This is a genomic window from Paenibacillus sp. J31R122 (genome assembly GCF_056269185.1).
This window is the reverse complement of the sequence record NZ_JBWDNM010000003.1, coordinates 257,308-279,439: the sequence shown is the minus strand read 5'-3', so window position 1 is coordinate 279,439 and position 22,132 is coordinate 257,308. Positions and strand designations below refer to the sequence as shown.

25 protein-coding genes and 1 pseudogene are annotated in these 22,132 nt (G+C 41.9%); 13 read left to right on the top strand and 13 right to left on the bottom strand.

Features of this window, described 5'->3' with window-relative positions; genetic code table 11:
• Window positions 1-157: 157 nt before the first annotated feature.
• The gene (locus AC0YN7_RS07535) at window positions 158-1,156 is read left to right on the top strand and encodes an NAD(P)/FAD-dependent oxidoreductase (protein ID WP_475809340.1); all 999 of its coding nucleotides are present in this window, start codon (window positions 158-160) and stop codon (window positions 1,154-1,156) included.
• Window positions 1,157-1,222: 66 nt separating this feature from the next.
• On the opposite strand, the gene AC0YN7_RS07530 is transcribed toward AC0YN7_RS07535, so the two are convergent.
• A complete protein-coding gene (locus AC0YN7_RS07530; protein ID WP_475809339.1) occupies window positions 1,223-1,870 on the bottom strand; it encodes a helix-turn-helix transcriptional regulator in 648 nt (215 codons plus the stop codon).
• A gap of 206 nt (window positions 1,871-2,076) precedes the next feature.
• On the opposite strand from AC0YN7_RS07530, the gene AC0YN7_RS07525 reads away from it, so the two are divergent.
• The 4 genes from AC0YN7_RS07525 to AC0YN7_RS07510 all read left to right on the top strand — a co-directional run bounded on the left by AC0YN7_RS07525 (window position 2,077) and on the right by AC0YN7_RS07510 (window position 3,873).
• A complete protein-coding gene (locus tag AC0YN7_RS07525; RefSeq protein WP_475809504.1) occupies window positions 2,077-2,433 on the top strand; it encodes a HesB/IscA family protein in 357 nt (118 codons plus the stop codon).
• Between the two features lie 38 nt (window positions 2,434-2,471).
• Window positions 2,472-2,723, top strand: coding sequence for a DUF1450 domain-containing protein (locus AC0YN7_RS07520; protein WP_475809338.1), 252 nt, complete (start codon window positions 2,472-2,474; stop codon window positions 2,721-2,723).
• Between the two features lie 101 nt (window positions 2,724-2,824).
• Entirely contained in the window at window positions 2,825-3,439 is a 615-nt protein-coding gene (locus AC0YN7_RS07515) for a superoxide dismutase (protein ID WP_475809337.1), read from the top strand.
• A gap of 194 nt (window positions 3,440-3,633) precedes the next feature.
• Window positions 3,634-3,873, top strand: a complete 240-nt coding sequence (locus AC0YN7_RS07510) for an indolepyruvate ferredoxin oxidoreductase subunit alpha (protein WP_475809336.1) — start codon at window positions 3,634-3,636, stop codon at window positions 3,871-3,873.
• Between the two features lie 65 nt (window positions 3,874-3,938).
• Here the strand turns inward: AC0YN7_RS07510 and trhO are convergent, their stop codons facing one another.
• From trhO to AC0YN7_RS07490, 4 genes are all read right to left on the bottom strand, one after another.
• Window positions 3,939-4,844 carry an oxygen-dependent tRNA uridine(34) hydroxylase TrhO gene (gene trhO, locus AC0YN7_RS07505; RefSeq protein ID WP_475809335.1) on the bottom strand — a complete coding sequence of 302 codons (906 nt, stop codon included), beginning with the start codon at window positions 4,842-4,844 and terminating at the stop codon, window positions 3,939-3,941.
• Between the two features lie 183 nt (window positions 4,845-5,027).
• A complete protein-coding gene (locus AC0YN7_RS07500) occupies window positions 5,028-6,179 on the bottom strand; it encodes an NAD(P)/FAD-dependent oxidoreductase (protein ID WP_475809334.1) in 1,152 nt (383 codons plus the stop codon).
• 23 nt (window positions 6,180-6,202) lie between these two features.
• Window positions 6,203-6,916, bottom strand: a complete 714-nt coding sequence (locus tag AC0YN7_RS07495; protein ID WP_475809333.1) for a methyltransferase domain-containing protein — start codon at window positions 6,914-6,916, stop codon at window positions 6,203-6,205.
• Window positions 6,909-8,078, bottom strand: a complete 1,170-nt coding sequence (locus tag AC0YN7_RS07490) for a type III polyketide synthase (protein WP_475809332.1) — start codon at window positions 8,076-8,078, stop codon at window positions 6,909-6,911. The genes AC0YN7_RS07495 and AC0YN7_RS07490 overlap by 8 nt, the downstream gene beginning before the upstream one ends.
• A 207-nt stretch (window positions 8,079-8,285) precedes the next feature.
• Between AC0YN7_RS07490 and AC0YN7_RS07485 the strand changes: the two genes are divergently transcribed.
• Window positions 8,286-9,104 (top strand): DUF4358 domain-containing protein, encoded by an 819-nt coding sequence (locus tag AC0YN7_RS07485; protein WP_475809331.1) that lies wholly within the window; start codon window positions 8,286-8,288, stop codon window positions 9,102-9,104.
• Between the two features lie 197 nt (window positions 9,105-9,301).
• Here AC0YN7_RS07485 and AC0YN7_RS07480 read toward each other — a convergent pair.
• Together AC0YN7_RS07480 and AC0YN7_RS07475 are read right to left on the bottom strand one after the other, a co-directional pair.
• Window positions 9,302-9,478, bottom strand: a pseudogene (locus AC0YN7_RS07480) (NAD(P)-dependent oxidoreductase); the annotation flags it as partial.
• 29 nt (window positions 9,479-9,507) lie between these two features.
• Complete coding sequence (locus tag AC0YN7_RS07475) at window positions 9,508-10,269, bottom strand: AAC(3) family N-acetyltransferase (RefSeq protein ID WP_475809330.1); 762 nt, start codon at window positions 10,267-10,269, stop codon at window positions 9,508-9,510.
• A gap of 141 nt (window positions 10,270-10,410) precedes the next feature.
• On the opposite strand from AC0YN7_RS07475, the gene AC0YN7_RS07470 reads away from it, so the two are divergent.
• The 4 genes from AC0YN7_RS07470 to AC0YN7_RS07455 all read left to right on the top strand — a co-directional run bounded on the left by AC0YN7_RS07470 (window position 10,411) and on the right by AC0YN7_RS07455 (window position 13,426).
• The gene (locus AC0YN7_RS07470) at window positions 10,411-10,773 is read left to right on the top strand and encodes a PadR family transcriptional regulator (protein WP_475809329.1); all 363 of its coding nucleotides are present in this window, start codon (window positions 10,411-10,413) and stop codon (window positions 10,771-10,773) included.
• Window positions 10,760-11,782 (top strand): permease prefix domain 1-containing protein, encoded by a 1,023-nt coding sequence (locus tag AC0YN7_RS07465; RefSeq protein ID WP_475809328.1) that lies wholly within the window; start codon window positions 10,760-10,762, stop codon window positions 11,780-11,782. Before AC0YN7_RS07470 ends, AC0YN7_RS07465 begins: the two co-directional genes overlap by 14 nt.
• 35 nt (window positions 11,783-11,817) lie before the next feature.
• Window positions 11,818-12,498: a Crp/Fnr family transcriptional regulator gene (locus AC0YN7_RS07460; RefSeq protein WP_475809327.1), complete on the top strand. Its 681-nt coding sequence runs from the start codon at window positions 11,818-11,820 to the stop codon at window positions 12,496-12,498.
• Window positions 12,499-12,577: 79 nt separating this feature from the next.
• The gene (locus AC0YN7_RS07455) at window positions 12,578-13,426 is read left to right on the top strand and encodes a DNA alkylation repair protein (RefSeq protein WP_475809326.1); all 849 of its coding nucleotides are present in this window, start codon (window positions 12,578-12,580) and stop codon (window positions 13,424-13,426) included.
• Between the two features lie 433 nt (window positions 13,427-13,859).
• Here the strand turns inward: AC0YN7_RS07455 and AC0YN7_RS07450 are convergent, their stop codons facing one another.
• From AC0YN7_RS07450 to AC0YN7_RS07425, 6 genes are all read right to left on the bottom strand, one after another.
• Window positions 13,860-14,321: a DinB family protein gene (locus AC0YN7_RS07450; RefSeq protein ID WP_475809325.1), complete on the bottom strand. Its 462-nt coding sequence runs from the start codon at window positions 14,319-14,321 to the stop codon at window positions 13,860-13,862.
• A gap of 15 nt (window positions 14,322-14,336) precedes the next feature.
• Window positions 14,337-14,843, bottom strand: coding sequence for a HugZ family pyridoxamine 5'-phosphate oxidase (locus tag AC0YN7_RS07445; RefSeq protein ID WP_475809324.1), 507 nt, complete (start codon window positions 14,841-14,843; stop codon window positions 14,337-14,339).
• A gap of 39 nt (window positions 14,844-14,882) precedes the next feature.
• Window positions 14,883-15,662 carry an ABC transporter ATP-binding protein gene (locus tag AC0YN7_RS07440; RefSeq protein ID WP_475809323.1) on the bottom strand — a complete coding sequence of 260 codons (780 nt, stop codon included), beginning with the start codon at window positions 15,660-15,662 and terminating at the stop codon, window positions 14,883-14,885.
• 1 nt (window position 15,663) lies between these two features.
• Window positions 15,664-16,653, bottom strand: a complete 990-nt coding sequence (locus tag AC0YN7_RS07435; protein WP_475809322.1) for a FecCD family ABC transporter permease — start codon at window positions 16,651-16,653, stop codon at window positions 15,664-15,666.
• A gap of 16 nt (window positions 16,654-16,669) precedes the next feature.
• A complete protein-coding gene (locus tag AC0YN7_RS07430) occupies window positions 16,670-17,683 on the bottom strand; it encodes an ABC transporter substrate-binding protein (protein WP_475809321.1) in 1,014 nt (337 codons plus the stop codon).
• A 588-nt stretch (window positions 17,684-18,271) separates the two neighbouring features.
• A complete protein-coding gene (locus AC0YN7_RS07425; protein ID WP_475809320.1) occupies window positions 18,272-18,922 on the bottom strand; it encodes a GntR family transcriptional regulator in 651 nt (216 codons plus the stop codon).
• A 210-nt stretch (window positions 18,923-19,132) separates the two neighbouring features.
• Here AC0YN7_RS07425 and AC0YN7_RS07420 point away from each other — a divergent pair, with 210 nt between their 5' ends.
• From AC0YN7_RS07420 to AC0YN7_RS07410, 3 genes are read left to right on the top strand one after another with little or no spacing between them, the layout of a single operon-like run.
• Window positions 19,133-19,837 (top strand): PIG-L deacetylase family protein, encoded by a 705-nt coding sequence (locus tag AC0YN7_RS07420; RefSeq protein WP_475809319.1) that lies wholly within the window; start codon window positions 19,133-19,135, stop codon window positions 19,835-19,837.
• A 43-nt stretch (window positions 19,838-19,880) separates the two neighbouring features.
• On the top strand, window positions 19,881-20,921 hold the full coding sequence (locus AC0YN7_RS07415; RefSeq protein WP_475809318.1) for a zinc-dependent alcohol dehydrogenase: 1,041 nt from the start codon (window positions 19,881-19,883) through the stop codon (window positions 20,919-20,921).
• Entirely contained in the window at window positions 20,918-22,078 is a 1,161-nt protein-coding gene (locus AC0YN7_RS07410) for a mandelate racemase/muconate lactonizing enzyme family protein (RefSeq protein ID WP_475809317.1), read from the top strand. The genes AC0YN7_RS07415 and AC0YN7_RS07410 overlap by 4 nt, the downstream gene beginning before the upstream one ends.
• The last annotated feature ends 54 nt before the right edge of the window (window positions 22,079-22,132 follow it).

The following is a 22,132-nucleotide window of genomic DNA, read 5'->3' as shown; positions in this document are numbered from 1 at the left end:
TTTTTTTTGCAAACAATTTAAAATAGCTGCTCTGAGCTAAGCAGCAATCGGGGTTTGCAATCCTCTTTGACACAAGCTTGAATATAAGGTAAGTTATACAGTATAATATTATATATAAATATATAAAATATATAGTAATCAAAGGAGAGAACTTCTAGTGAATGCTGAACAACTAGATCAATTTACAGACATTACCATAATCGGCGGTGGTCCAGCCGGTATGTTTGCTGCATTTTATGCAGGAATGCGTCAGGCAAGTGCTAAAATTATTGATAGTATGCCACAGCTTGGCGGGCAGCTTACGGCTCTTTACCCCGAAAAATATATCTATGATGTTGCTGGATTTCCTAAAGTAACCGCGCAGCAACTCATCGAAAATTTAAATATACAGATGAACCAGTTTCCAGTGCAGGTTTGTCTGGAGGAAATGGTTCAGCAAGTGATCAAAAAAGATGAGCATCATTTCGAAATCATCACGAATAAAGCTACACATTACAGTAAGTCGGTCATTATAACTGGTGGCATTGGCGCATTCGAGCCTCGTCGATTAGAGTTGTCTAATGCGAGTCGTTTTGAGAAAAAAAACCTTGATTACTTTATAAATGACTTAAGCTTATATGCAGGTAAGCGGGTTATTATAAATGGCGGCGGCGATTCTGCTGTAGATTGGGCTCTTATGCTTGAGCCTATAGCAAAAGAAGTGAAGCTTATTCACAGACGAGACAAGTTTCGCGCACATGAGCATAGCGTAGAAAATCTTATGAAATCGAAAGTTAATGTAGTAACTCCCGCAGAGATCACCGAGCTGCATGGTGATGAGCAAATTGAGAAAATCACAATCACATTTAATAAGTCTGGTGAGACACGAGAAATCGAATGCGATGCTCTGATCGTAAACTTTGGTTTTGTCTCTTCACTTGGACCCATTTCAGAATGGGGATTAGAGATTCAAAATGGTTCCATTGTCGTTGACACCCGAATGGAGACCAATATTCCGGGAATTTTCGCAGCCGGCGATATTACAAGCTATCCAGGTAAATTGAAGCTCATAGCTGTCGGATTCGGAGAGGCTCCCACTGCAATAAATAATGCTAAAGTATATATAGATCCAACTGCAAAGCTATCACCTGGCCATAGCAGTAATATGAAGCTTTAAACGTAAACGATTAACGAAGTCCTCTACGGTAAAAATAAAAAAACAGTGAGATGTCTTTTAGACGCCTCACTGTTTTTTTATTTTTTTAATCGAATACGTACATCTCTGTCCATCAGAGGCAAGACACTCGGTACGCTCAACTTTAGCATCTCCAAGCACAGATTCAAACAATTGCAATTCGCACTGGCAAGCATGCTGATATTTCGAAGCGACTTGTTCAATCGGACAATTGTGTTCCTTTAATAAAAACTCATCATCATTAATCTTCTCTACCTCGACCATATAACCATTCTCGTTCTGAATATCTGCAAGTGTTGAGACTCGCTCAGATAAGTCTTTATCCTGCATGCTTGCATCGTATTTCTTTACCATTTTATTTTTTCGTCCTTCAAAGAGCTGTTCTAGAGCCGACTCGCCAAAGTTTTCCGTAATCTCATCTAATAACTCAAGTGTTAATGTCTGATATTTTTTAGGAAAAAAACCCTCAGCATGCTCGGTTAAGTAATAAACAGCTGTTGGTCTGCCCATTGATTGTCTAATCGTCTTTGATGCTATAAGGTTATCCCTCTCTAACGATTGAATGTGCCGTCTAACAGCCATAACCGTTATTCCTAGCTCTTCGGTAAGGTCCTTGGTTGTTAAGTCACCTTTCGTTTTAATAAGCTGGAGAATGAATTCCCTCGTCGAAAGCTGTCCTTGATCTATAGTTGTCATCTATATTCACCTTCCAATACATATCAATTTATGCCCCACAAGCTCATAATGAATACTGCAATAATATCATTTTCTAAAATTTATGTCTCTACCCCCGTCCCAAAATTACAATTGATCTTTTATATACAATTATATATACTAAATATAATAAATCAAATTTATTTCTTACATTTATACTTAATTTTATATAGAGAGGTGTATTAGTGATGATAGAAATAAGCAAAGCTGCAGAATCGATTATATCTCAAATGATTTCTGATGCTGAGATCGCAAACACATTTTTAAGGGTAGGCATTGAAGATGGGGGCTGCAGCGGTTTATCCTATCAAATTAAACTGGATGATACCCTTTTGCAAGAAGATAGCTCCATGCAAAACGAGGGTTTTAAGGTGGTATGGGACACACGCAGCGAACCCTATTTACACGGCTTGAAGATTGACTACATCGAGCAAGGAATGACAGGCGGGTTTACAATTGATAATCCGAATGCAAAAGCCACTTGCGGCTGCGGGGCAAGCTTTAGAACAGCAACGTTTCAAGGTACCCGCAAGAAATGTGATTAATCACTTGTGAAGAGCAACTAATCACTTCTGTTAGGAGTGTGTTTAACATCGGTGTAATTCTAGTTGAAATATGCAATTTAAATGCTTTAAAGGACATCTATCTAGCCGAAATTGAAGATACCTCTCCCCTCGTTTCAGTGATCCAAATGGAGTGTTTAAATTGTTGTGGCCTTTGTACCGTCGCTCCCTTTGCACTCGTCAATGGGAAAAGAATATTCGGGAAAACGTTGGATAAATGCATCGAGAAAATAAAACAACAAATTCAGAAAGAACTGACATTAATCCTTTAGTCCAATATTATATACTATTTATACATTTATATTGATTAAGTATGAAATCTGGTGTACGATGTAATTAGAACTTAAACATCTATTTTTAGGAGGAATCAATTATGACACATCAATTACCGGCTTTACCTTACGCGAACAATGCACTTGAACCACATATTGACGAGCAAACGATGATGATTCACCATGATCGCCATCATAACGCTTATATAACAAACTTAAACGCGGCGCTTGCAAATTATCCTGAGCTTCAGAACAGAAGCCTTGAAGCTTTACTGCAGGATCTAAATCATATTCCTTCGGAAATCCGCACTGCCGTTCAAAACAACGGTGGCGGACATGCAAATCACACTTTATTTTGGGAATCAATCGGACCAAACGGCGGAGGCAAGCCAGCAGGTCATTTAGCTGAAGCTATCGAACAGGAATTAGGCGGCTTCGAATCGTTTAAGGAGCAATTCAATAAAGCAGCAGCTACTCGATTTGGAAGCGGCTGGGCATGGCTCAGTATGGACAATAGTGGAAAGCTCGTTATTTCAAGCACTCCAAACCAAGACAGTCCTCTAATGGAAAACTTGACACCTCTTCTTGGGCTGGACATATGGGAGCATGCTTATTATTTAAACTATCAAAATAAACGTCCGGATTATATCAACGCGTTCTGGCATGTTGTTCAATGGGATGTCGTGTCAAATCGGTACGAATCTGCAAAAAAATAATTTTTCAACACTGCCGCATAGCCCAGCCTAAACCCCATATGAGGTGCAGAAATGCACCTCATTTTCTGTCCGTTTGTAAAGAGGAGTATAACCTTAGGACAAAGAAAACATTAATCTTTCCGTTTCCGAAATCATAGACTATATATAGCTAAACGTTACGTAACAAACAAAAATAATATAAAGGGTGAGGACTAATGGGATTTGTAATAACTGAAGCTTGTATTAACGAGAAAATGGCGGATTGCGTAGATGTTTGCCCAGTTGATTGTATCGCGGAAGGTGACGATCAATATTTTATTAATGCGGATATTTGTATTGATTGCGGTGCTTGTGAAGCCGCTTGTCCAGTCGGAGCCGTTTATTACGAAGATGATCTTACAGACGACCGGAAGAAATACATTGATAAAGCGGCCCAGTTCTATAGTAACCAATAAGTAGACTGGTATATTACGAAAGGAGTCCCTAAGCCAATAGCCTAGGGACTCCTTTCGTTTTTCAATTAAATTTCCAGCTCACAGGCTGCCAAAATATTAAGCTCCTCTTCACATTCCGCTGAACAGAACCCTTTGGTCTCCTCTTCGCATTTCTCACAGCAAATATGTCGTTCATCACATACGTTATCTGTACAGTTAATATAACGGTCGGAAGGTTCATTACAGTGCTTGCAGGCTGCTATAATCCGATCTTCTTCCGTCTGATTGATGGTGACAGATATCCGATCGTCAAATACATAACATTTACCATCGAATAATCTGCCCTGCACTTCCGGGTCTTTGCCATAAGTAACAATACCGCCATCCAGCTGATAAACATTCTTAAAGCCTTGATCAAGAAGCACACTGCTTAATTTCTCACAACGAATACCGCCCGTACAATAAGTAAGAATCGGTTTATCCTTGTATTCACTTAAATTATCCAGCAGCCACTGCGGAAATTCCTTAAATGTTTCAACCTCTGGTTTGATTGCATTACGGAAATGGCCAATATCATATTCATAATCGTTTCTACCGTCTATAACGATAACATCGTCCCTTTGCAAATACTCATAAAATTGCTTTGGAGCTAAACGCTGTCCAGTATTTTCTATATAATTAAGTGGTTTATTATAACGCAATGTAACGATTTCCTGTCTATGCTTGACATGCATTTTTTTGAAAGCATGCCCGGTCGATGGGTCTATCTTAAAGGCAATATCAGAGAACAACGGATTGCTGCGAAGATCCCTCATATATTGCTCCGTCTGCTCCACCGTTCCAGATACCGTGCCATTTATGCCTTCCTCTGCGATAAGAATTCGGCCCTTAACTCCTAAAGCCTTGCAATAGGCCAAATGGTCAGCTGTCACCCGTTCAGAATCATTTATTTGAACAAATTTATAAAATAATAGTATTTGGTAATTATCCATTTTGATTACACTCCTCAAAGATATGATCCAATTACGTGCCTTTTTATATGGTAAGCATTCACGTATATCTATTATAGCATCACAAAAAAAGAAACTCTAAGTGCAAAATGAATATTAATCTAACAAAAATCACCATGAAAAATAGGCCCGAGAAACATCTCAGGCCCACTCTTCATCTATAGGCTAACTATGCGTTTCCTTCAGTCGAGTTGCCTGAACTAATTTATAGGCTAAATCCGGCATCACCTGTGCTGCGCCTAACAACATCCGAGGTATAATCGGGACATTAAACAATGCTTGCAGCAGCCGTCCCCATCGCAATGGACGGTTAAAATCTCTACGGAGTGCCCTCGTATATTGCTCTTCCCACATGGAGAGGGTTATTTCACCGCTTAAATAGCGATGAGCAAGCGGCTCGCATAGCTCAGCAGATCGCAGCGCCATCGACATCCCATCTCCGCATAACGGCGCGATCATTTGTGCCGCATCCCCCACGTGTGCGATTACATCCCAAGCTATCGGCTTGCGCTTCAAATCAACCGGCGCGACAGCAGCTTGGCTCCCCTTCAACGCTTCAGCATGTGCCAGCTTTTGCTGCAGCTTCGGATTTCTACTGGCAGCGGCTGCAATTAGTCCTAGTATTGATTTATCCGAGTTACTAAATGCTTTCCGCGTCAGCAATGCTGCAACGTTTACAAGTCCACCCTCAATTGGCGAGATACCTAAGTAGCCGCCGCGAAAAAAATAAAGCTCTACTGTTGGACCGATATCTACACCTGTAAAGTGGGATTTCACACCCATATACATGCGGTTTGCGGCCGCAGAGTCAGCAGTACTTCCTCCTAAAATTCCTGATCGGCGATTTGCCCCCCATGCTGCAATCACAGCACGCACATGAAACGTTTTATTTTGTTGACCGTTTTTCGTTTCAATCTCGTAACCCTTATCCTTTGCATTCACGGAGGTAACCGTAGTAGCGGTGCATACCTGTACGCCAGATTTTTCAGCCTCAAGATGCAGGGCGGCATCCAATGCGTAACGACTCATCCCTAAGCCAACGCCAGGCAAAGCAATTTCCAAAGTATCCCCTTCACTAGAGATCAAGCGTGTTTGATTGATTAAGCTAGGATGAAGAGACTCTACAAGTCCTCGCAAGCCAAATGCGTTCAGCATGCTTCTAGATTCCGGAGAAAAAAACTCTCCGCACACCTTATGCCGCGGGAAATGCTGACGATCGAGCAATAGCGTTGACCAGCCTTTATCCGCCAATGCTTTGGCCAGACAACTGCCAGCGATTCCTGCTCCAATAATAGCTACATCATGGGTAGGATTCATCCTCTTCAACTCCAATTAGTGAGTTAGCCTTTTGGTTTCCCTATGACGACTGAATAACGAAACAATGGTCTCCAAAAATAGCGCATTTGAGGCAAGCTTAAAGCTTCCTTCAACTGCTTCCAATCTTCCGAGCGAAAGCCTTTCGCTACGGACAGAGGTCCGTCATTCAAGATGTATCGGTTATTCGATATGATTCTCGCCGTAAGCCATACTGCCGACCACGCTATCCAATGCCTATGTATATCATTAATGACAATTCCTAATCGGGACGCCTTCAGCATGCTGTTTACAACATCCGGAAGCTCATTCGCTGCAAAATGATGAACAAACTGTGTTCCAGTAATAACATCAGCGCTCGTCTCCGGAAGTGTAAACAAATCACTTCTTAGCACATGGATTCGAGGCTCATTTTTAAAATAAATTTTTGCTTCCTCACAAGCTTCTTCAGTAATATCAACTAATGTAATGTTTAAATCGATTTGGTTGGTATCCGCCCACCGAAGGAGACGTTTATTTACATCCCCCGATCCGGACCCGATATCTATAATCGAAAACCGTTGCGGCTTGCCGGCTTCCATCCATAATCTTCTTATTCCATACAGAGTAGGGCCAGCGGCGCCAAAGATTCGATTAAGCCTTCGAAGATGCCGCAGCGCAACGCTCAGCTCCTCGCCTCCAACAGACAAATCATCCATCAACTCAGGCTCCAAAGCCCGTTTCTTCAACCTTTTAAACACTTGCGCCACTTAGAAGCTTTTCTTGAATAATAGGTGAAGGCATATAAGTGATTTGAATCATCTCTGCCGTAAGGCCAGGACCAAATGCTAGCGCTATGCCATTTTTCGATTCAGAACCGCTGTTTCTTAACTCCTGCCTCATTTCATGAAGTACGAATAATATAGTAGCGGAGGATACATTTCCATAATCACGAAGAATGGTACGGCTTGGTTTCGTTTGCTCATCTGTTAGCTTGAAAGTTTCTTGCAAAATATCAACAATTCCTTTCCCTCCCGGATGAATGGCCCATAGATCCAGCTCAGTATGGCCAAATTCCCCGCTGTTCATACGCTCGATTTCCGCAGGAATGAATTTACCTATCAGCTTCGGTATTTCTGGGGAGAGATAGAGATCAAACCCATGCTCACCTAGCTCCCACACCATCTCTTTGGCAGCTTCCGGCAGAAGAACCGAATGGACATGTCCTAATTGAAAAATCGGCAAATGCTTTTCACATGGAGAACCAATCACGCAAGCTGAAGCACCATCTCCAAAAAATGAAGCAGCATATAAGGCCTCTCGATTGCTGGAGGGTTGAATATGTAACGTGCATAGTTCTACGCAGACAACTAATACTTTGGCAGATGGATTACTCGCTACGAGCTGCCGTGACAAGCATACAGCCTTGAGCCCAGCGGCACATCCCAGGAAGTTAAGCGGGATTCTGTTGACCGTTGCAGCTAAGCCGAGTTGACCTACTAGAGCTGCGTCCATGCCAGGAAGAAATTGTCCCGTGCAGCTAACGGTGATGAGATGAGTAATATCAGCTGCTTCTACTCCACTGTCCGATAAAGCCTTAGTCGCAGCACTAAGCCCCAATGGAAGCGATTCTCGTTTGTAGGTTTTCATACGTTCAGTAGTTGTAGGTACTCCGTCTATCGTTATTCTCGGAAAATATCGACAAGTCTCAGCCGACTCCAGCAGGTTAGGTTCACAGGTATAGCGGTTTTCTACTCCGCATTGTTTAAATATTCGCTTTGCCCAGCGCGCGGAATCAGAATTCCCGCTTAAAGCTTCAACTAATCGCTTTGAAGTATCTGCTTGATCCATTCGATAATTCGGGACAGCCGTCCCTATGCCTAACATGGCTATAATCGGAGCTGCTTGTTCTTCCATATTCATTATCCATCCCCTCTATTTACATCGATTCATTTTATTTAAAGATCGGACAAGTTTTGACTATAAGCATTACTATTCGAATCTTACATGCGATATGACACAGATGTTAAAGGTACTTCAAATCTCCGATTAAATAATATAATGCAACATTTATAACAAAGGCTGCGTCTCTAATTTTGGGAAATATAACCGACGAGGAGAATGTACATAATGAAGAAACGTTTTTTGGGTATTTTATTAACTACTATTTTATTGGGGAACTTGCTTAGCGCATGCTCCAGCAACGGAGAATCGAATGGAAATAAGGAAGTTGCTACCAATACACCCACTACGGAAGCAACAGCAACTCCGGATGTAACGCCAAGCAATAGTCCTGAAGCAACAGTAGCACCAAGCGATGAGGCTGCTCCAAGTGATCAAGCTCCGGATCCTACCAAAGCGCCTGCGCCAAGTGAAGAAGCAGCACCAAGCAAGAAACCAGCAGCTACTAAAGAGCCAGCGGCTACCAAAAAACCTGCTCCTACCCAGAAACCGGAATCAACCAAAAAACCAGAAGCAACAAAAAAACCAGTTCCTACTAAACAGCCAGAGCCTACCAAAAAACCTACTCCTACCAAAGATCCTGAACCGGTAGTAATGCCGTCGGCTAAGGAAATGTTGGACAAAATACTCGAAGAAGTTAAACAGCCTTCACTTTCGGAAATGGATAGCGATATGATAAAAGAAGCTTATTATATGGATATGGATTTACTTAGTGAATTTTCGGTCCGTACGCCTATGATAAACATCAAAGTCAACGAGATCGCCATTTTCAAGGTTAAAAAAGAAAAAGATATCGCAACTGTAAAAACCGGGATCAAAAAACGTGCGGAAGACGTCGCGAAGCAATACGAATCTTATCTTCAAGACCAATACGAGATCGCCAAAAACTACAAAATTATTACAAATGGTAATTATGTCATGTTCATCATTTCAGAAAGCGCTGATGATTTAGAGAAAGAATTTGCTACCTTCTTCACGAAAAAATAATATCAAACGAAAAATACCGATGAATGGCTCATCGGTATTTTTTAATGGGAAGAGTGTACTCTCCGTCATGTAACGTTTTCTTCACTTGCTTAATGCATTATCATAAAATCTGTCTAATTCAATTGAAGTCACTACTTCTGTCGGAATTCCTGAGCTACCTATCAGCTTGAGCTCTCTTTATTATTCCTTTATTAACCGTAAGCAGCTGGACTTACGAAAGTCCACTTAATACCTGTAGCATTTCGCAAATCTTCAAGGTTTTTACCTTGATTAGAAGCTGTCGGTTTATAAATGTCAGGGAATTCCGGTGTGTCGATTAGTCGAACCGATTGGGCCTCGTCAACATAGAGACTGCCTGCACCGTCTACAACGAGAGGATTTTGTCAAGCCAGTAGCTCCTCGACTATTCACTCAGCGGTTCATTATCCGAAAATAAATCAGGATTATGTATCAGCATACCGGAAATAATATCCGTCATCTTCACTGTATCGCACACCCACATATTGGCATCCCCGAATTGGGATTTAGTGATCGCTCCTTGTTTTTCAAGCAGAACCTCCACCTTCCAGAAATGCTCTGACCATGACAAACCATGATGTCTGCGAGACGGCACAGCCATCTCTGTTCCATCTTGTAGGACTGTATATAGCTCTTCATGAGTGTCGGTTAATCTTCCCGGAATATCAACCCACTCCTCAATACCGTGGATGAACGTATTTCTACGCAGGTCCACCCCTACTAGAAGAATGGCTGCCTTTCGATCAAGCAGCTTACCCCAGGCGGATTCCCGATGACAAGGTGTATCGAAGCGTTCACCTCCAGCTACGAATAAAGCAGCATCCTTACCTAGTGCAGCCACTGAATGAGTCGGATGGCAAGAACGAAGTACACCTGCTCGTTTCCGAAACAGCTCGGGTAAAATACCTACACAGGAAGGTGATGACTCCACATAAAATCTCGGGTTTTCCGCGTTGATATAAGACCAAGTATGTGTCGGCAAAACAAGCAATCCTTCTCGCATATACTCAGACAAGGCATCGAGTACAGTGTCAGCCCCACTCTCTACTTCTCCTATGCTTTTCATAGAGGAGTGCATGAGCACTGTGCCCGTCCTATCAATTCCCGCATGATCAAGATGGTTAATTAAATCTAATTTATTATACATATCAGGCTCTCCTTTGCTAGTTTTGACTATTATAAGCTTAAATCGGCAATTCGTGAACAGCATAATAGTAATAAAATATTTTTAATATCATATTCACAATAGTGTGCGCCATACAGTATAATACGATCAGGAGTTGGTAAAATGAAGGACACAAACGAAGTAATCAGTGGATTAATGCAGGAATTACGACGCGGAACAATTATAATCGGCGTATTAAGCCAGTTGTCTGAGCCACAGTATGGCTATTCATTGGTTTCCGTACTCGAGGAGAAAGGTATTGCAGTTGATCCCGGCACCTTGTATCCACTGCTGCGCAGACTAGAGAAACAAGAGCTTCTACAAAGCGAATGGGATACGAACGATACCCGTCCACGGAAATATTATTCACTCAGCCCTTTTGGAGAGGAAGTATACGCTCAACTATGTCAAGAATGGAGAAATATGATCACGAGCGTGGAAGGCTTGATTACTCATAACGGAGGAGAAAAAGATGGAACTGATTAAAAGGTATATTTATGCTGTTACCCACAAATTGCCGCAACAACAGCGGGCGGATATCGAGAAAGAGCTGCAAGGCCTAATCGAGGATATGATCGAACAACGACTTCATGAAAGCAGTGACTACGATTCAGCAATTGAGGAGGTTCTACTTGAGCTAGGGAATCCGAATACTTTGGCTGCAAAATACAGAGGTAATCAGCGCTATCTGATCAGTCCCGTATTGTATGACAGCTATTTCACTGTCTTGAAAATTGTGATCATTTCCATTATCATCTCGCTTACTGTCGTGTTCGCGATAGATTTCTTCTTGGATCCCTTACAAGTACAAGTACTTGAATCGTTCATTGATTATCTTGGTTCATTGTTCAGCGCTACTCTTCAAGGCTTTGCCTGGGTAACGATCATATTTGGGATTATAGAATATGCAGGTGTTAAAACTCCGAAGATCAACCAAGACTCCAATAAGGATTGGAAACCCTCTATGCTTCAGCCAATCCCCCATTCTAAAGCTCAGATTAAGCTCAGCGAGCCTATTACAGGAATTATTTTCACTATATTATTTTTAGTTCTATTTACTGTTTCCGATCATTTACTAGGGATTATTAGATTTCATGAAGGACAATCGTCAATTATTCCGTTCTTTAATGAAGCTGTATTTCGCGGATATTCCCCGTTAATCTGGCTTTTAATCGCACTTGGAATACTGAGAGATTGCTTGAAAATAATAGCAAGAAGATGGACTATGAATCTCGTTTATTCCCATGTCATCATTAACATCATCTCATTCGTTGTTGGCCTGATCATTTTTACGAATCCAGACATATGGAATTCGCTATTTTTGAATGAATTAGTTGAGCATGGTTTACTTGCCCAAGGCAGTGAAGATTTTGACTGGGTATCCTCTTTATGGAACCGAGGAACCGAAGGATTTGTTTATATCATTGGAGCAGTTTACTTATTCGATACAATTAATGTGTGCTACAAAGCATATCAATTGAAAGATCACTCTTAGAAATTATTCATTATGAGCAACAGCATGGAGGAAAAATGGATAACATTTTATACCTATCACAATTCAATCTACTAAATAGTCTCTCTATGGAGGACTTAATAGAAATGGATGAATTAACTTCGATTACAATTTTCCCAAAAAACACGTTTATTCAATCTCCGGAAACCTATTCTGAAGCGCTTTATTATGTGAAAGTAGGGAAGGTTCGCTTATGTAAGCTAAACGCGGATGGTAAACAATTCACTTTAGATATACTCAGCGAAGGAAATGTGTTTGGCGAAATGGATGCCATTTCATTGGGGACACGGGATATGTATATAGAAACGTTAGAAGAATGCCACATCTGTTTAATGAATAGAGATAGATTTGAAGATTTTATGATTCAACGTCCTCGATTTATGATGAGTTTAATAAAAGTGATGAGTGATCGCATTATATCCATGAGCAGTTTAACTCAAAATCTCGCCCTCGGAAACCTGCAGGATAAAATTTTGCATACGATTCTAAAGCTTTCTAATCAATTTGGAAGCGATAGTAAGGATGATTATTGCAAGATTGATTTACCTCTTTCTCATCAAGAAATCGCTAATTTAGTTGGCGCAACAAGAGAGTCCGTATCGATAGCTTTGAAAAAGCTTACGGAAGAAAAAATGATTAAAACAGGTTTGAAAACGATTTATATCCGTCGAGATCTTCTCTCAAACAACGAACTGTAATCTACATTACATCTTTCTTTATCTTATATAAGTATTGTAAAAATAATTACAATTCATCATATAGAGGAGAACGTATTTCATGGATAAAGAAAAGACAGCAGCACTATCTGATTTCATTACACAACGGAAAGGTGCCCAAAAGATTGGCGACATTCCGAATGAAGTAATTCAACTGCTTCAGAAAGGGAAACTGCAAAGCGTAAATCTGACAGAATGGCTGGCTGTCGATCATGCGCTGCTTCTCCAAAATGTGTTTGATGAGCTTGGAATACAGCACGAGTCTGCTTCATTCCAAGCAGGACTAGATCATTTGAAAGAAAAGAAGATGATGAAAATCATACCCGCTATTGCTCGGGAGTGGCTTAACCTGCTAGAGCGGAGATCAGATGAGCAAAGAACCCAAATCTTCGAAGCTCTTGCTACTCACCAATCAGACAGCGTCCGCTGCTGGGCTGCCTATATCATTGGGCTTGATCAGCGATTGTCTCCAGAAACTAAACTGACAGGCATCCGTCCTTTTGCTGCTGATACCCATTTTGGCGTACGTGAAATTGCATGGATGGCCGTGAGAGAATCGATTTCCAGCCACCTCATGCAATCCATTGCTCTGTTAAACGATTGGGTGATGGATAAGGATGCCAACATTAGGAGGTTTGCCATTGAATCGATTCGCCCGCACGGCGTCTGGTCTAAGCATATTATCGCTTTAAAAGAGAACCCCTCTCTTGCTATTTCGCTTCTAGAAGCTGTAAAATCCGACCCGATCAAATATGTTCAAGATTCTGTGGGCAATTGGTTAAATGATGCAAGCAAAACCAATCCTGACTGGGTGCTTCAGACCTGTCATGCATGGTTGGAAGATTCAAATACGAAGGAAACAAAACGAATTGTAACGCGGGCTAAGAGAAGCTTATTGAAAACTACGTAATGGACGCGAAGGATTGATAGGCGAGGCGATTAGATTGGATATTGTCCATTCAAACACCGAATACTTCTATGTTCCAATGAGTTTGAATGGAAAAGATCCAATCAAATAGGTAGTTAGAAGCTCTTTGTCTGCGGAACAGCCGATTAGCTTGGATGAAATACAGTCTAGGACAAATATAGCGTTTTTGAAGAAGAGCTGAATGTATGAAATACAGTCAAAGACTTGCCCCACACTACTGCACTCCTTCAGTAACAAATGCCGTTCATTAGGCTCATTTTCATCATATTTTTGATTTTTCTAATCGTAACAGGATGGTCTAATTTCACAGCCAACTTTACCTTTATGCTGCACGCCAAGACAAAAAAAAGCATTTCGACTCAAGCTTGCTTGAGTCGAAATGCTTAGATATTCACTTACTAATAAGAAAGACATATTATACTGTTGTTTGGGGAGTTTCTTTACTGCGAGCATTTTTCTGAATAAGAGAAATTTGCCCGGAGTGAATCCCCGTGTGATACATTAGTCTACCTATAGCTTCTAATGGTGTCGATGTTCCGAAAGACGACTCAACAGGCTTATGCCATGCATCCTCAGGAAGCGCACGCATTGCTTCTAGCAAATTTTCGTTGGAAGATGTCAGCAGCTCAACTAATTCTTCTATCCTAGTAGTAAGCGCCGCGTCATCACCTTTGCTCCTATTATCCTCCACCGGTTTACTCTTACCAAAAAACCAATCAGCGAACATATATTCAACTTCTGCGCTATGACGAATTAGAGATTCAATTGTCGCCGAACCAATCTGCAAGCCGAGGTCCTGTTCAGGCAATGCCTTTACCGTCTTGTGGAAACGTTCTTGAATCGCCTGCCAAATCGGCAGCACTGTAGAATAAATCATTCGGGGTTCACTCCTTTAAACCGTTTCTTTCTTCTTATCAATTACAACATGTTCGAATTTATTCGCATCTACATCCAGATCAAATGCCATGCCGAATCCTACAACATAACGGCCATCAACAGGAGTCATCTCAAACAACGAGAAATCAAGTCCGCGCAGCAAATCCATCATTTTCGCACCGTGATCGTTATTGAACAGCTCGAATATATCCTCATGTCCATCATTGCCGATATTGCTAGCCGTACAATTCCAACGTACCCGTTCTGTTGCAAACTTATTGTTTGTTTCGGACTCGTCAGCAATAAGCATCACATCAACAAAATCATTGCTTTCCATATATCTATAGTGATCGGCGATCTTGCTGATATATATGTAGAGCTTGCCTTCTTTCTTAACGAACGGCGCATAACTAATGAATGGCTTGCCTTCATCACCTATTAGACTCAAAATAATAATTTTGCGAGTCGCGATAAAATTCAAATAATTTTCCTTATTTTTCTCCAAATCAACTGGTTTTTTCAAAATAAACCCTCCATCAATCATATTCTTACCTTCATTTAACTACCTAACCGTACTTAATAAATGGATTCGCGGCTTCATCTCAGAAGGAATATATTGAATTTCTGAATCCATCCGATAAACCTTTCGGATCATATCCGTTGTCATGACTTGATTCGGTGTGCCGCTCATCGCCTTTTCCCCAGCCTGAACGACAACAACACTATCACTGTAACGAGATGCTTGATTAAGATCATGAAGAACCATCACAACGGTCATGCCCATATCTTGGTTAAGCTCTCTAACGAGCTCTAGTACTTCATGCTGATGAGAAATGTCCAAGTAAGTCGTCGGTTCATCTAGCAACAGAATTTTCGGACGCTGCGCAAGAGCCATAGCAATCCATGCTCGCTGTGATTCACCACCGGACAAAGAAGCGACCGTACGATCCTTATAGTCTGTCATATGTGTCTTATCAAGCGCCCAACTGACGATTTCCATGTCATCATGATTTAATTTTTCGAACCATTTTTTATGAGGATATCTACCGTAAGAGACAAGATCGATCACGGTCATATCACTCGGCGCTTGGTTTTTCTGACTAAGCATGCACATTTTACGAGCAACTTGTTTGGCAGTCATTGTTTTCAAGTTTGTACCATCGAGCACCACTGAGCCTGTATGATAAGGAATAAGACGCGATACTGCTTTGAGCAAAGTAGATTTTCCTGAACCGTTCGGTCCAATTATAGACATAATCTCACCTTGTTTAACGGAGAAGGAGAAGTTGTTGATGATACTCTTCTGCTCATAACGTATAGACACAGAATCAACAGTAAACATGTTAGAATGCCCTCCTTCTCATTAGGTACAGAAAATACGGTGCCCCGATAACAGCCATAAGTATACCGGAAGGTATATCAAGAGGTGAGAACAAGGTACGCCCCCCCGTATCGGCAATCAACAGAACAAGCGCTCCAAGCGCCATACTCATTGGCAGCATGTACTTATAATCAGAACCAACCAGCATTCTAGCCATATGCGGTACGATGAGACCAACAAATCCAATCATGCCGATAGCCGCTACAGAGATAGCAGCTAAGAATACAGCCAATAACGACAATAATATACGAATTCGATTCACATTCTCGCCTAGATTAGACGCGACTTGGTCGCCCAGCCGAATAATATTCGCCTTGCGAATGGCGAATATGGATAGAATCCAACCGACAATAGCATATGGATAAACCATTGATAAGGCCATATTTCCTTTCGCTGCCAGACTGCCGTTAAGCCATTGAACCGCGGCTGGGAGTCGATCGCTGTACATAATTGTAAGAAATCCAATTACTCCCCCGCACAAGGCATTCACCGCTACACCAGATAAGATGATTGTAATCGGTGAAATGCCATTCCGTCTCCATGCTAGTGCATAAACAATAGTCGCTGAAACTAATCCCCCAACGAAAGCGGCAATCGGAATGAATTGCGTATATTCAGGTGCTGCCAGCATAATGACAAGCACACAAGCAGCTGCACCGCTGGTCACGCCCGTCAAACCAGGATCAGCTAGCGGATTACCCATTACAGCTTGCAAGAGCGCGCCCGATATCGCTATATTGGCCCCAATGATCAATGCCAGTAATACACGCGGCAATCGAATTTCCCATATGATTGTGGCATTAACCGCTTTGGATGATGAACCAAATAACGTTTTTAATATTTCAGGTATCGAGATGGGCACACTGCCTAGTCCAATTGCGATTATCGCGGCAACGATTGCAAGTCCTAACGTTAAAATAACAATCAGCCTGCTTCGAGATGTATTTATCACACGCTATCTCCTCTAGCTATTCATAGAAATAATTTGCGATTTCAGTCAGAGCCTTCTCCACATTAATGATAGAGGTTACGCCAAATATACTGTAATCCAAAATATGAATTTTATCGTTTTTATATGCGGATAGCTGAGTCCATGCGGTATTTTTTTCCACTTCTTTCTTAAACTTGTCTTCTGACGCACCATGATCACCTGAAGCGAGTACAAGAATAATATCTGGATCAGCCGCTACTACATTCTCCATATTAATTGGAGAGTATGCCTCAGTCACTTTAAGTGCGGACGTCGCAATATTGTCTGCACCAAGCTTCTTCACCAAGCTGCCTAGGTAAGAGCGCTCACTCATTACCATGAAGGAATCCGAAGTTCCGATAACAAGCATAACGCTTGGAAGTTCCTTGCCTTCAGCTAGTTTGACCAACTCATTTTCCTTATCCAAGATTTTGGTCAATGCAGCGTTCATCTCATCGATTTTATTAAAATAAGTACCCAATACTTTAATGCCTAGTTTCAGGTCCTCGAATGATTCCGTTCTTAAGTATGCTTTCTCCAGCTCAAGGCCTTCCAAATTTTTGTCTAATGTGCTGCGCAGTGATTCCGCGCCAAGAATCAAACCTGGCTCAAGCTTAGTAACAACTTCAAGATCCGGTGCCATCGGTGAGCCAATTCGCTCAATTTTCTCGAAATCCGCTGGGATCGGATTAGTGGATGTTGGCACGCCAACAGGTGTTACACCAAGCAAGTAGAGCATCTCTGTTAATGGTACAGAAGTCGTAACAATACGCTCCGGCACAGTAGAAGGAAATTGACTCAACGATTCCTTGAACAACGCTTCATCGACACCATCGTTCTCTAAACTATATACAGCGTCAGTTTTCTCGGCTGTGTTACTCTTGTTCGTTTCATTACTTGGAGAATTTGTTGCCACCTCGCTTTTAGGCTGATTTTCCGCCGTATTGGTCGATGAACATGCCGTCATCACACTAAAAGCACCAATAAGCATTAGCAATAATAACTTTTTCAAAATTTACCCCTCCGCATATGTATGTTTTTGATAATCATTTACCATTTTAAATGATAATGATTTTCATTGTCTCTTTCGGTTATTATGATAATGGTTATCACTATCATCTGTCAAGCAAATTATTGGAAATCTTGTCACGTCAATCCTGGGGTATCGTTTTGGATGCTTAATAAGGACGATCCCGCTCACTCAGTTAGTGCAATATATGAACAATTTTAAGAAGTTATAAGACGAAAAAGAGCGGGACAAAGCCTATATTAGACTTTACCCCGCTCTTATCGTTATAGTAAGAGAGCTAGTTTCCCTTATTGATTAATAATGTCATCGCTTAAAATGGCAATAGAACAGTTAGAAACATTAACGTCAATTTCGTGAAAATAGACATTTTCATTCGTTTCAACACTGGTAAGCCATAGCCCCCACCGAATATAAGATACATTAATATTAAAAAGCCCCCGCCGGGGGCTTCAAGTTCTTTCAAATAGGTTCCATCAAGTAAAAACGGCTATCGCCGTCCTCTGGCGGACAATCGTTTACGGTGAATTTTAAGCGTCATTATAAGTGTGAAACTTATAAATTCTTATAATTTTAAAAAAGAAAAGACTCCTCACCCTCCAGATGGCGTTGAAGTTCTAACAAGATCAAATCCAGGTCCTTCGTCATCAGTTTGTCCAACAAGATTTGATGATCCCTAACGATCCGATTGTTAGCGTAGTAGCCGACATTCTTGATGAAGTGAAGCCGCGTTTGATTTAGAATGCTATTCCACGTCATGAGCACCGTTCTTTCATTGGCCCTATTAATAATCATTTCATGAAATTGCACATCAAGCTCAATCAGCTGATCCAATTGATTTTCCTCAAAGCAGCTCGACATTCGATCAACAACCTGTTGTAATTGTTCGAAAAAGGGTGTATCCATTTGTTCGATATATCTCTTGATCACGAACTGTTCAAGATGCAGTCGAATCGGGATTAGAATGTCTTTGACTTCATCCACTTCAATATCTGCAACTACCGTCTCACGATACGGATAAGTGATCAGTAACCCTTCTCTTTCCAATTGACGGATCGCTTCCCGAACAGGTCCCCGACTAACCCCCATCTGATCGGCAATATCAGTTTCCTTTAGCCGACTCCCGGACTTTAATTCTCCCTTAAGAATGGCATCCCGTATATCGTTCGTTACTTTTTCTCGTAGAGAGATACTCGTCTGCTGATTAAAAGTAAAACCAGTCACAATTAGCCCCCCAATATCATTATTCTAATAATTCACTTTGTCTTTACATTACTGAGATGATTGTATTTTGTCAACAAAATCTAAATAACAATCAGATATCAGTAGAAAGACAACTTATCATCTTCTCTCAAAATTTAAATATTGTTGACAATATTCAAATTCATATGGTTTAATCTTCTTGCGAACGTCTTAATCAGTGGAGGATGAACAATGAGAGTATTGGCAATTGGCGCACATCCCGATGATGTCGAAGGCTTGTGCGGGGGTACATTAGTAAAATGTGCAGCAAGAGGCGACCATGTCACAATTATGATTGCTACAAATGGTAACGTAGGCTCACCAACGCTGAGCCGTGAAGAAATTGCCGCGATTCGCAAGAAAGAAGCAGAAGCATCTGCGGCATTAATAGGCGCAGATCTCATCTGGATGGGATATGATGATGAGTTCCTTTTCCATGATCGCGAGACACGACTAGCATTCATCAATGCCATTCGCAAGGCGAATCCTGATTTCATGATCGTCCACGGTTCTAATGATTATCATCCTGATCACCGAATAAGTGGAGAAATTGCTATTGACTGCCGCATTCCTGTAACCGTACCGCTAATTGAAACGGAATATCCGCCAATGAGCAAAATCCCCCATGTTTTTATTATGGATAACGTCGGCGGGATCGGATTTGACCCCGAGGTGTTTGTCGATGTCTCCGATTGCTTCGAGCTGAAAAGTCAGATGATGAAGTGCCATAAGAGCCAGGATGAGTGGCTGCAGCATATGTACAATGAGGACTATGTCGAAATGTTGTCTAGACCCTCTATCATTAGAGGGATGACCATTGGTGTAAAGTATGCAGAAGCTTTCCGAAATCTCCCAATGTATCCTGTCATGGGTGGATCGCATCTGTTACCGAAATGAAGCTTAAATGCTTCAGCAAGCTTGGATGACTGGAGGGGTATCTATGGAACAGCATATGAAGATCTGGGAATGGACAGGGGAAAATGAAGTGCAAATGCGACATAATCATCGTGAGCCCCCGGGTATCGGCCAAGTCGAAATCCGAATTGAAGCGATCGGGATTTGTGGTACGGATCTACATATATTGAGCGGTCATGCCAAGTTCAGTTCTCCCCCACTCCCATTAGGACATGAATTAGCTGGCCGCATCGTGCGAATTGGCGAGCATGTTACAGGCTGGTCCATCGGAGATCGCATCTGCATTGATCCATTAATCAGTTGTGGACGCTGTGGGCAATGCCGTGCGGGACATAAGCATCGCTGCCTTGCTGCAGGTGAAATCGGCCTGCATCATCCAGGAGGCTGGCAGCAATATTTGACTGTCCCCGCGGCTAATCTGTATCTATTACCTGATTCGATTAGCTTCGAAGAAGCTTCTCAAGCGGAGACGCTGCACTGCTGCTTAGGCGGTATTGATAAATTAACGATACGCTTAGGCATACATGCAATTGTAATGGGTGATGGACCGACGGGTTTATATTATGTGCAGTTGTTGAAAGCAGCAGGCGTTAATTGTGTTACATTGATGGGTATGAATGAAAATCGGCTGGCACTCGGTCGATCATTCGGTGCGGATCATTGCGTGAATATACGATTAATAGATCCGAAGACTTTGCCTTTAATGAATACACAGGATATTGCAATTGATGCAGCAGGAACAGAGGCGTCGTTACAAGCAAGCATAGACGCATTAAAGCCTGGAGGGCAATTATTGCTGTTCGGACTACCGGATAAACCAATTAGCGTCGATATTCAGACAGTAGTCATGAAGGAGCTCAGACTTCTCGGCTCGACGAACGCCCCTGACGTATGGCCCCGAGTTATCGATATGTTGGCCAGCAATACGGTGAATGTGAAGGCGCTCATCACCCATCGTTTCGGTTTCGATCAATTAAACGAAGCTTTGGTGTTTGCCCGCAATCATCCTGATGAAACAATCAAAATTATAATTAGCAATGAACATGACGAGGAGGTACTCAAATGAAAATAACTGCCGTCAAGACTAAAGCGATTAAGATTCCTTTCTTTAAAGGTGAAAAATGGTCGGGAGGAACGAGATACAGCGCCCCATCTCTTATTGTCCAAATTGAGACGGACGAAGGTTTAATCGGTGTAGGTGAAGCGGTAGGGCCTACAATACCCGTTATTCAAACCGTCGTTGATAAAGAGTTTACCCCTTTCTTACTAGGGCGCGATCCGATGGAATTAGAATCCATACTGCACCAATTGGAACAATACAGTGTCAATTGGAAACAAATCGGTTACTATGGGCTGGCTGGGATCGAGATGGCACTGCTAGATTTGCGAGGAAAAATATTGAATACACCGGCATATAATTTGCTTGGGGGACAATGTAAATCTGAAGTGGCTTTTTCAGGTTATATCTTTATCGATTCACCAGAAAATAATGCAGAAGAAGCGCGAAAATTTGTTGCTGCGGGATATACGGAATTGAAGCTGAAGGTCGGCCGGGACATTGATCTGGATGAAAAACGTGTGAAAGCCGTACGCGAAGCAGTCGGGCCGTTCGTGAAAATCCGTATTGATGCCAATCAAAACTGGAGCGTTCCAACGGCAATCAAAGCGATTCGCAAGATGGAAAAATATGATTTGCAGATGGTTGAGCAACCAACTCGTTATGATGATGTCGACGGTATGGCCGCAGTAAGCCGGGCAGTCGATGTGCCGATTATAGCCGATGAAGGCTGCGCAACGTACGAGGATGCGTTGCGGTTAATCGATAAGCGGGCATGCGCATGCTTTTTGGTGTACCCATCAGAAGCAGGCGGCATCTTGAAAGCGAAGCAAATCGTTGACTTAGCGAATGAAGCCGGTATTTGGTGTGTCACAGGAAGCTGGGCAGAGACGGGTATCGGTACACTCGGCAATGTGCATTTTGTTGCTTCATCGCGGAATTTCCCTTTTGCCAATGATACCCACCTCAACTTTATGACTGGCGATTTACTTCGTGAACCTCTTGTTTTTAATCAAGGTAAAATCGCTTTGCCACACCGTCCAGGATTCGGAATCGACCTTGATATTTCGAAGCTTGACCATTATGGCAGCAACTTTGAACGAGAGATGGTATTTTACGATCCTCAAGATCCGAGCTTCCAACCACGTATTGGTCAAATCCTGTAAATCCATCATCTACATAGCAATGTTAATAGGGCAATCCCTTAAGGTTCTGCTCAA

Excerpts from the sequence above, each read along its gene's own strand:
- AC0YN7_RS07530 (WP_475809339.1), bottom strand. The coding sequence starts at position 1,870 with ATGACAACTATAGATCAAGGACAGCTTTCGACGAGGGAATTCATTCTC.
- AC0YN7_RS07440 (WP_475809323.1), bottom strand. The coding sequence starts at position 15,662 with ATGTTTACTGTTGATTCTGTGTCTATACGTTATGAGCAGAAGAGTATC.
- AC0YN7_RS07510 (WP_475809336.1), top strand. The coding sequence starts at position 3,634 with ATGGGATTTGTAATAACTGAAGCTTGTATTAACGAGAAAATGGCGGAT.
- AC0YN7_RS07475 (WP_475809330.1), bottom strand. The coding sequence starts at position 10,269 with ATGTATAATAAATTAGATTTAATTAACCATCTTGATCATGCGGGAATT.
- AC0YN7_RS07490 (WP_475809332.1), bottom strand. The coding sequence starts at position 8,078 with ATGAATATGGAAGAACAAGCAGCTCCGATTATAGCCATGTTAGGCATA.
- AC0YN7_RS07460 (WP_475809327.1), top strand. The coding sequence starts at position 11,818 with ATGGATAACATTTTATACCTATCACAATTCAATCTACTAAATAGTCTC.
- AC0YN7_RS07415 (WP_475809318.1), top strand. The coding sequence starts at position 19,881 with ATGGAACAGCATATGAAGATCTGGGAATGGACAGGGGAAAATGAAGTG.
- AC0YN7_RS07465 (WP_475809328.1), top strand. The coding sequence starts at position 10,760 with ATGGAACTGATTAAAAGGTATATTTATGCTGTTACCCACAAATTGCCG.
- AC0YN7_RS07410 (WP_475809317.1), top strand. The coding sequence starts at position 20,918 with ATGAAAATAACTGCCGTCAAGACTAAAGCGATTAAGATTCCTTTCTTT.
- AC0YN7_RS07470 (WP_475809329.1), top strand. The coding sequence starts at position 10,411 with ATGAAGGACACAAACGAAGTAATCAGTGGATTAATGCAGGAATTACGA.
- AC0YN7_RS07500 (WP_475809334.1), bottom strand. The coding sequence starts at position 6,179 with ATGAATCCTACCCATGATGTAGCTATTATTGGAGCAGGAATCGCTGGC.
- AC0YN7_RS07455 (WP_475809326.1), top strand. The coding sequence starts at position 12,578 with ATGGATAAAGAAAAGACAGCAGCACTATCTGATTTCATTACACAACGG.
- AC0YN7_RS07485 (WP_475809331.1), top strand. The coding sequence starts at position 8,286 with ATGAAGAAACGTTTTTTGGGTATTTTATTAACTACTATTTTATTGGGG.
- trhO (WP_475809335.1), bottom strand. The coding sequence starts at position 4,844 with ATGGATAATTACCAAATACTATTATTTTATAAATTTGTTCAAATAAAT.
- AC0YN7_RS07450 (WP_475809325.1), bottom strand. The coding sequence starts at position 14,321 with ATGATTTATTCTACAGTGCTGCCGATTTGGCAGGCGATTCAAGAACGT.
- AC0YN7_RS07525 (WP_475809504.1), top strand. The coding sequence starts at position 2,077 with ATGATAGAAATAAGCAAAGCTGCAGAATCGATTATATCTCAAATGATT.
- AC0YN7_RS07420 (WP_475809319.1), top strand. The coding sequence starts at position 19,133 with ATGAGAGTATTGGCAATTGGCGCACATCCCGATGATGTCGAAGGCTTG.
- AC0YN7_RS07515 (WP_475809337.1), top strand. The coding sequence starts at position 2,825 with ATGACACATCAATTACCGGCTTTACCTTACGCGAACAATGCACTTGAA.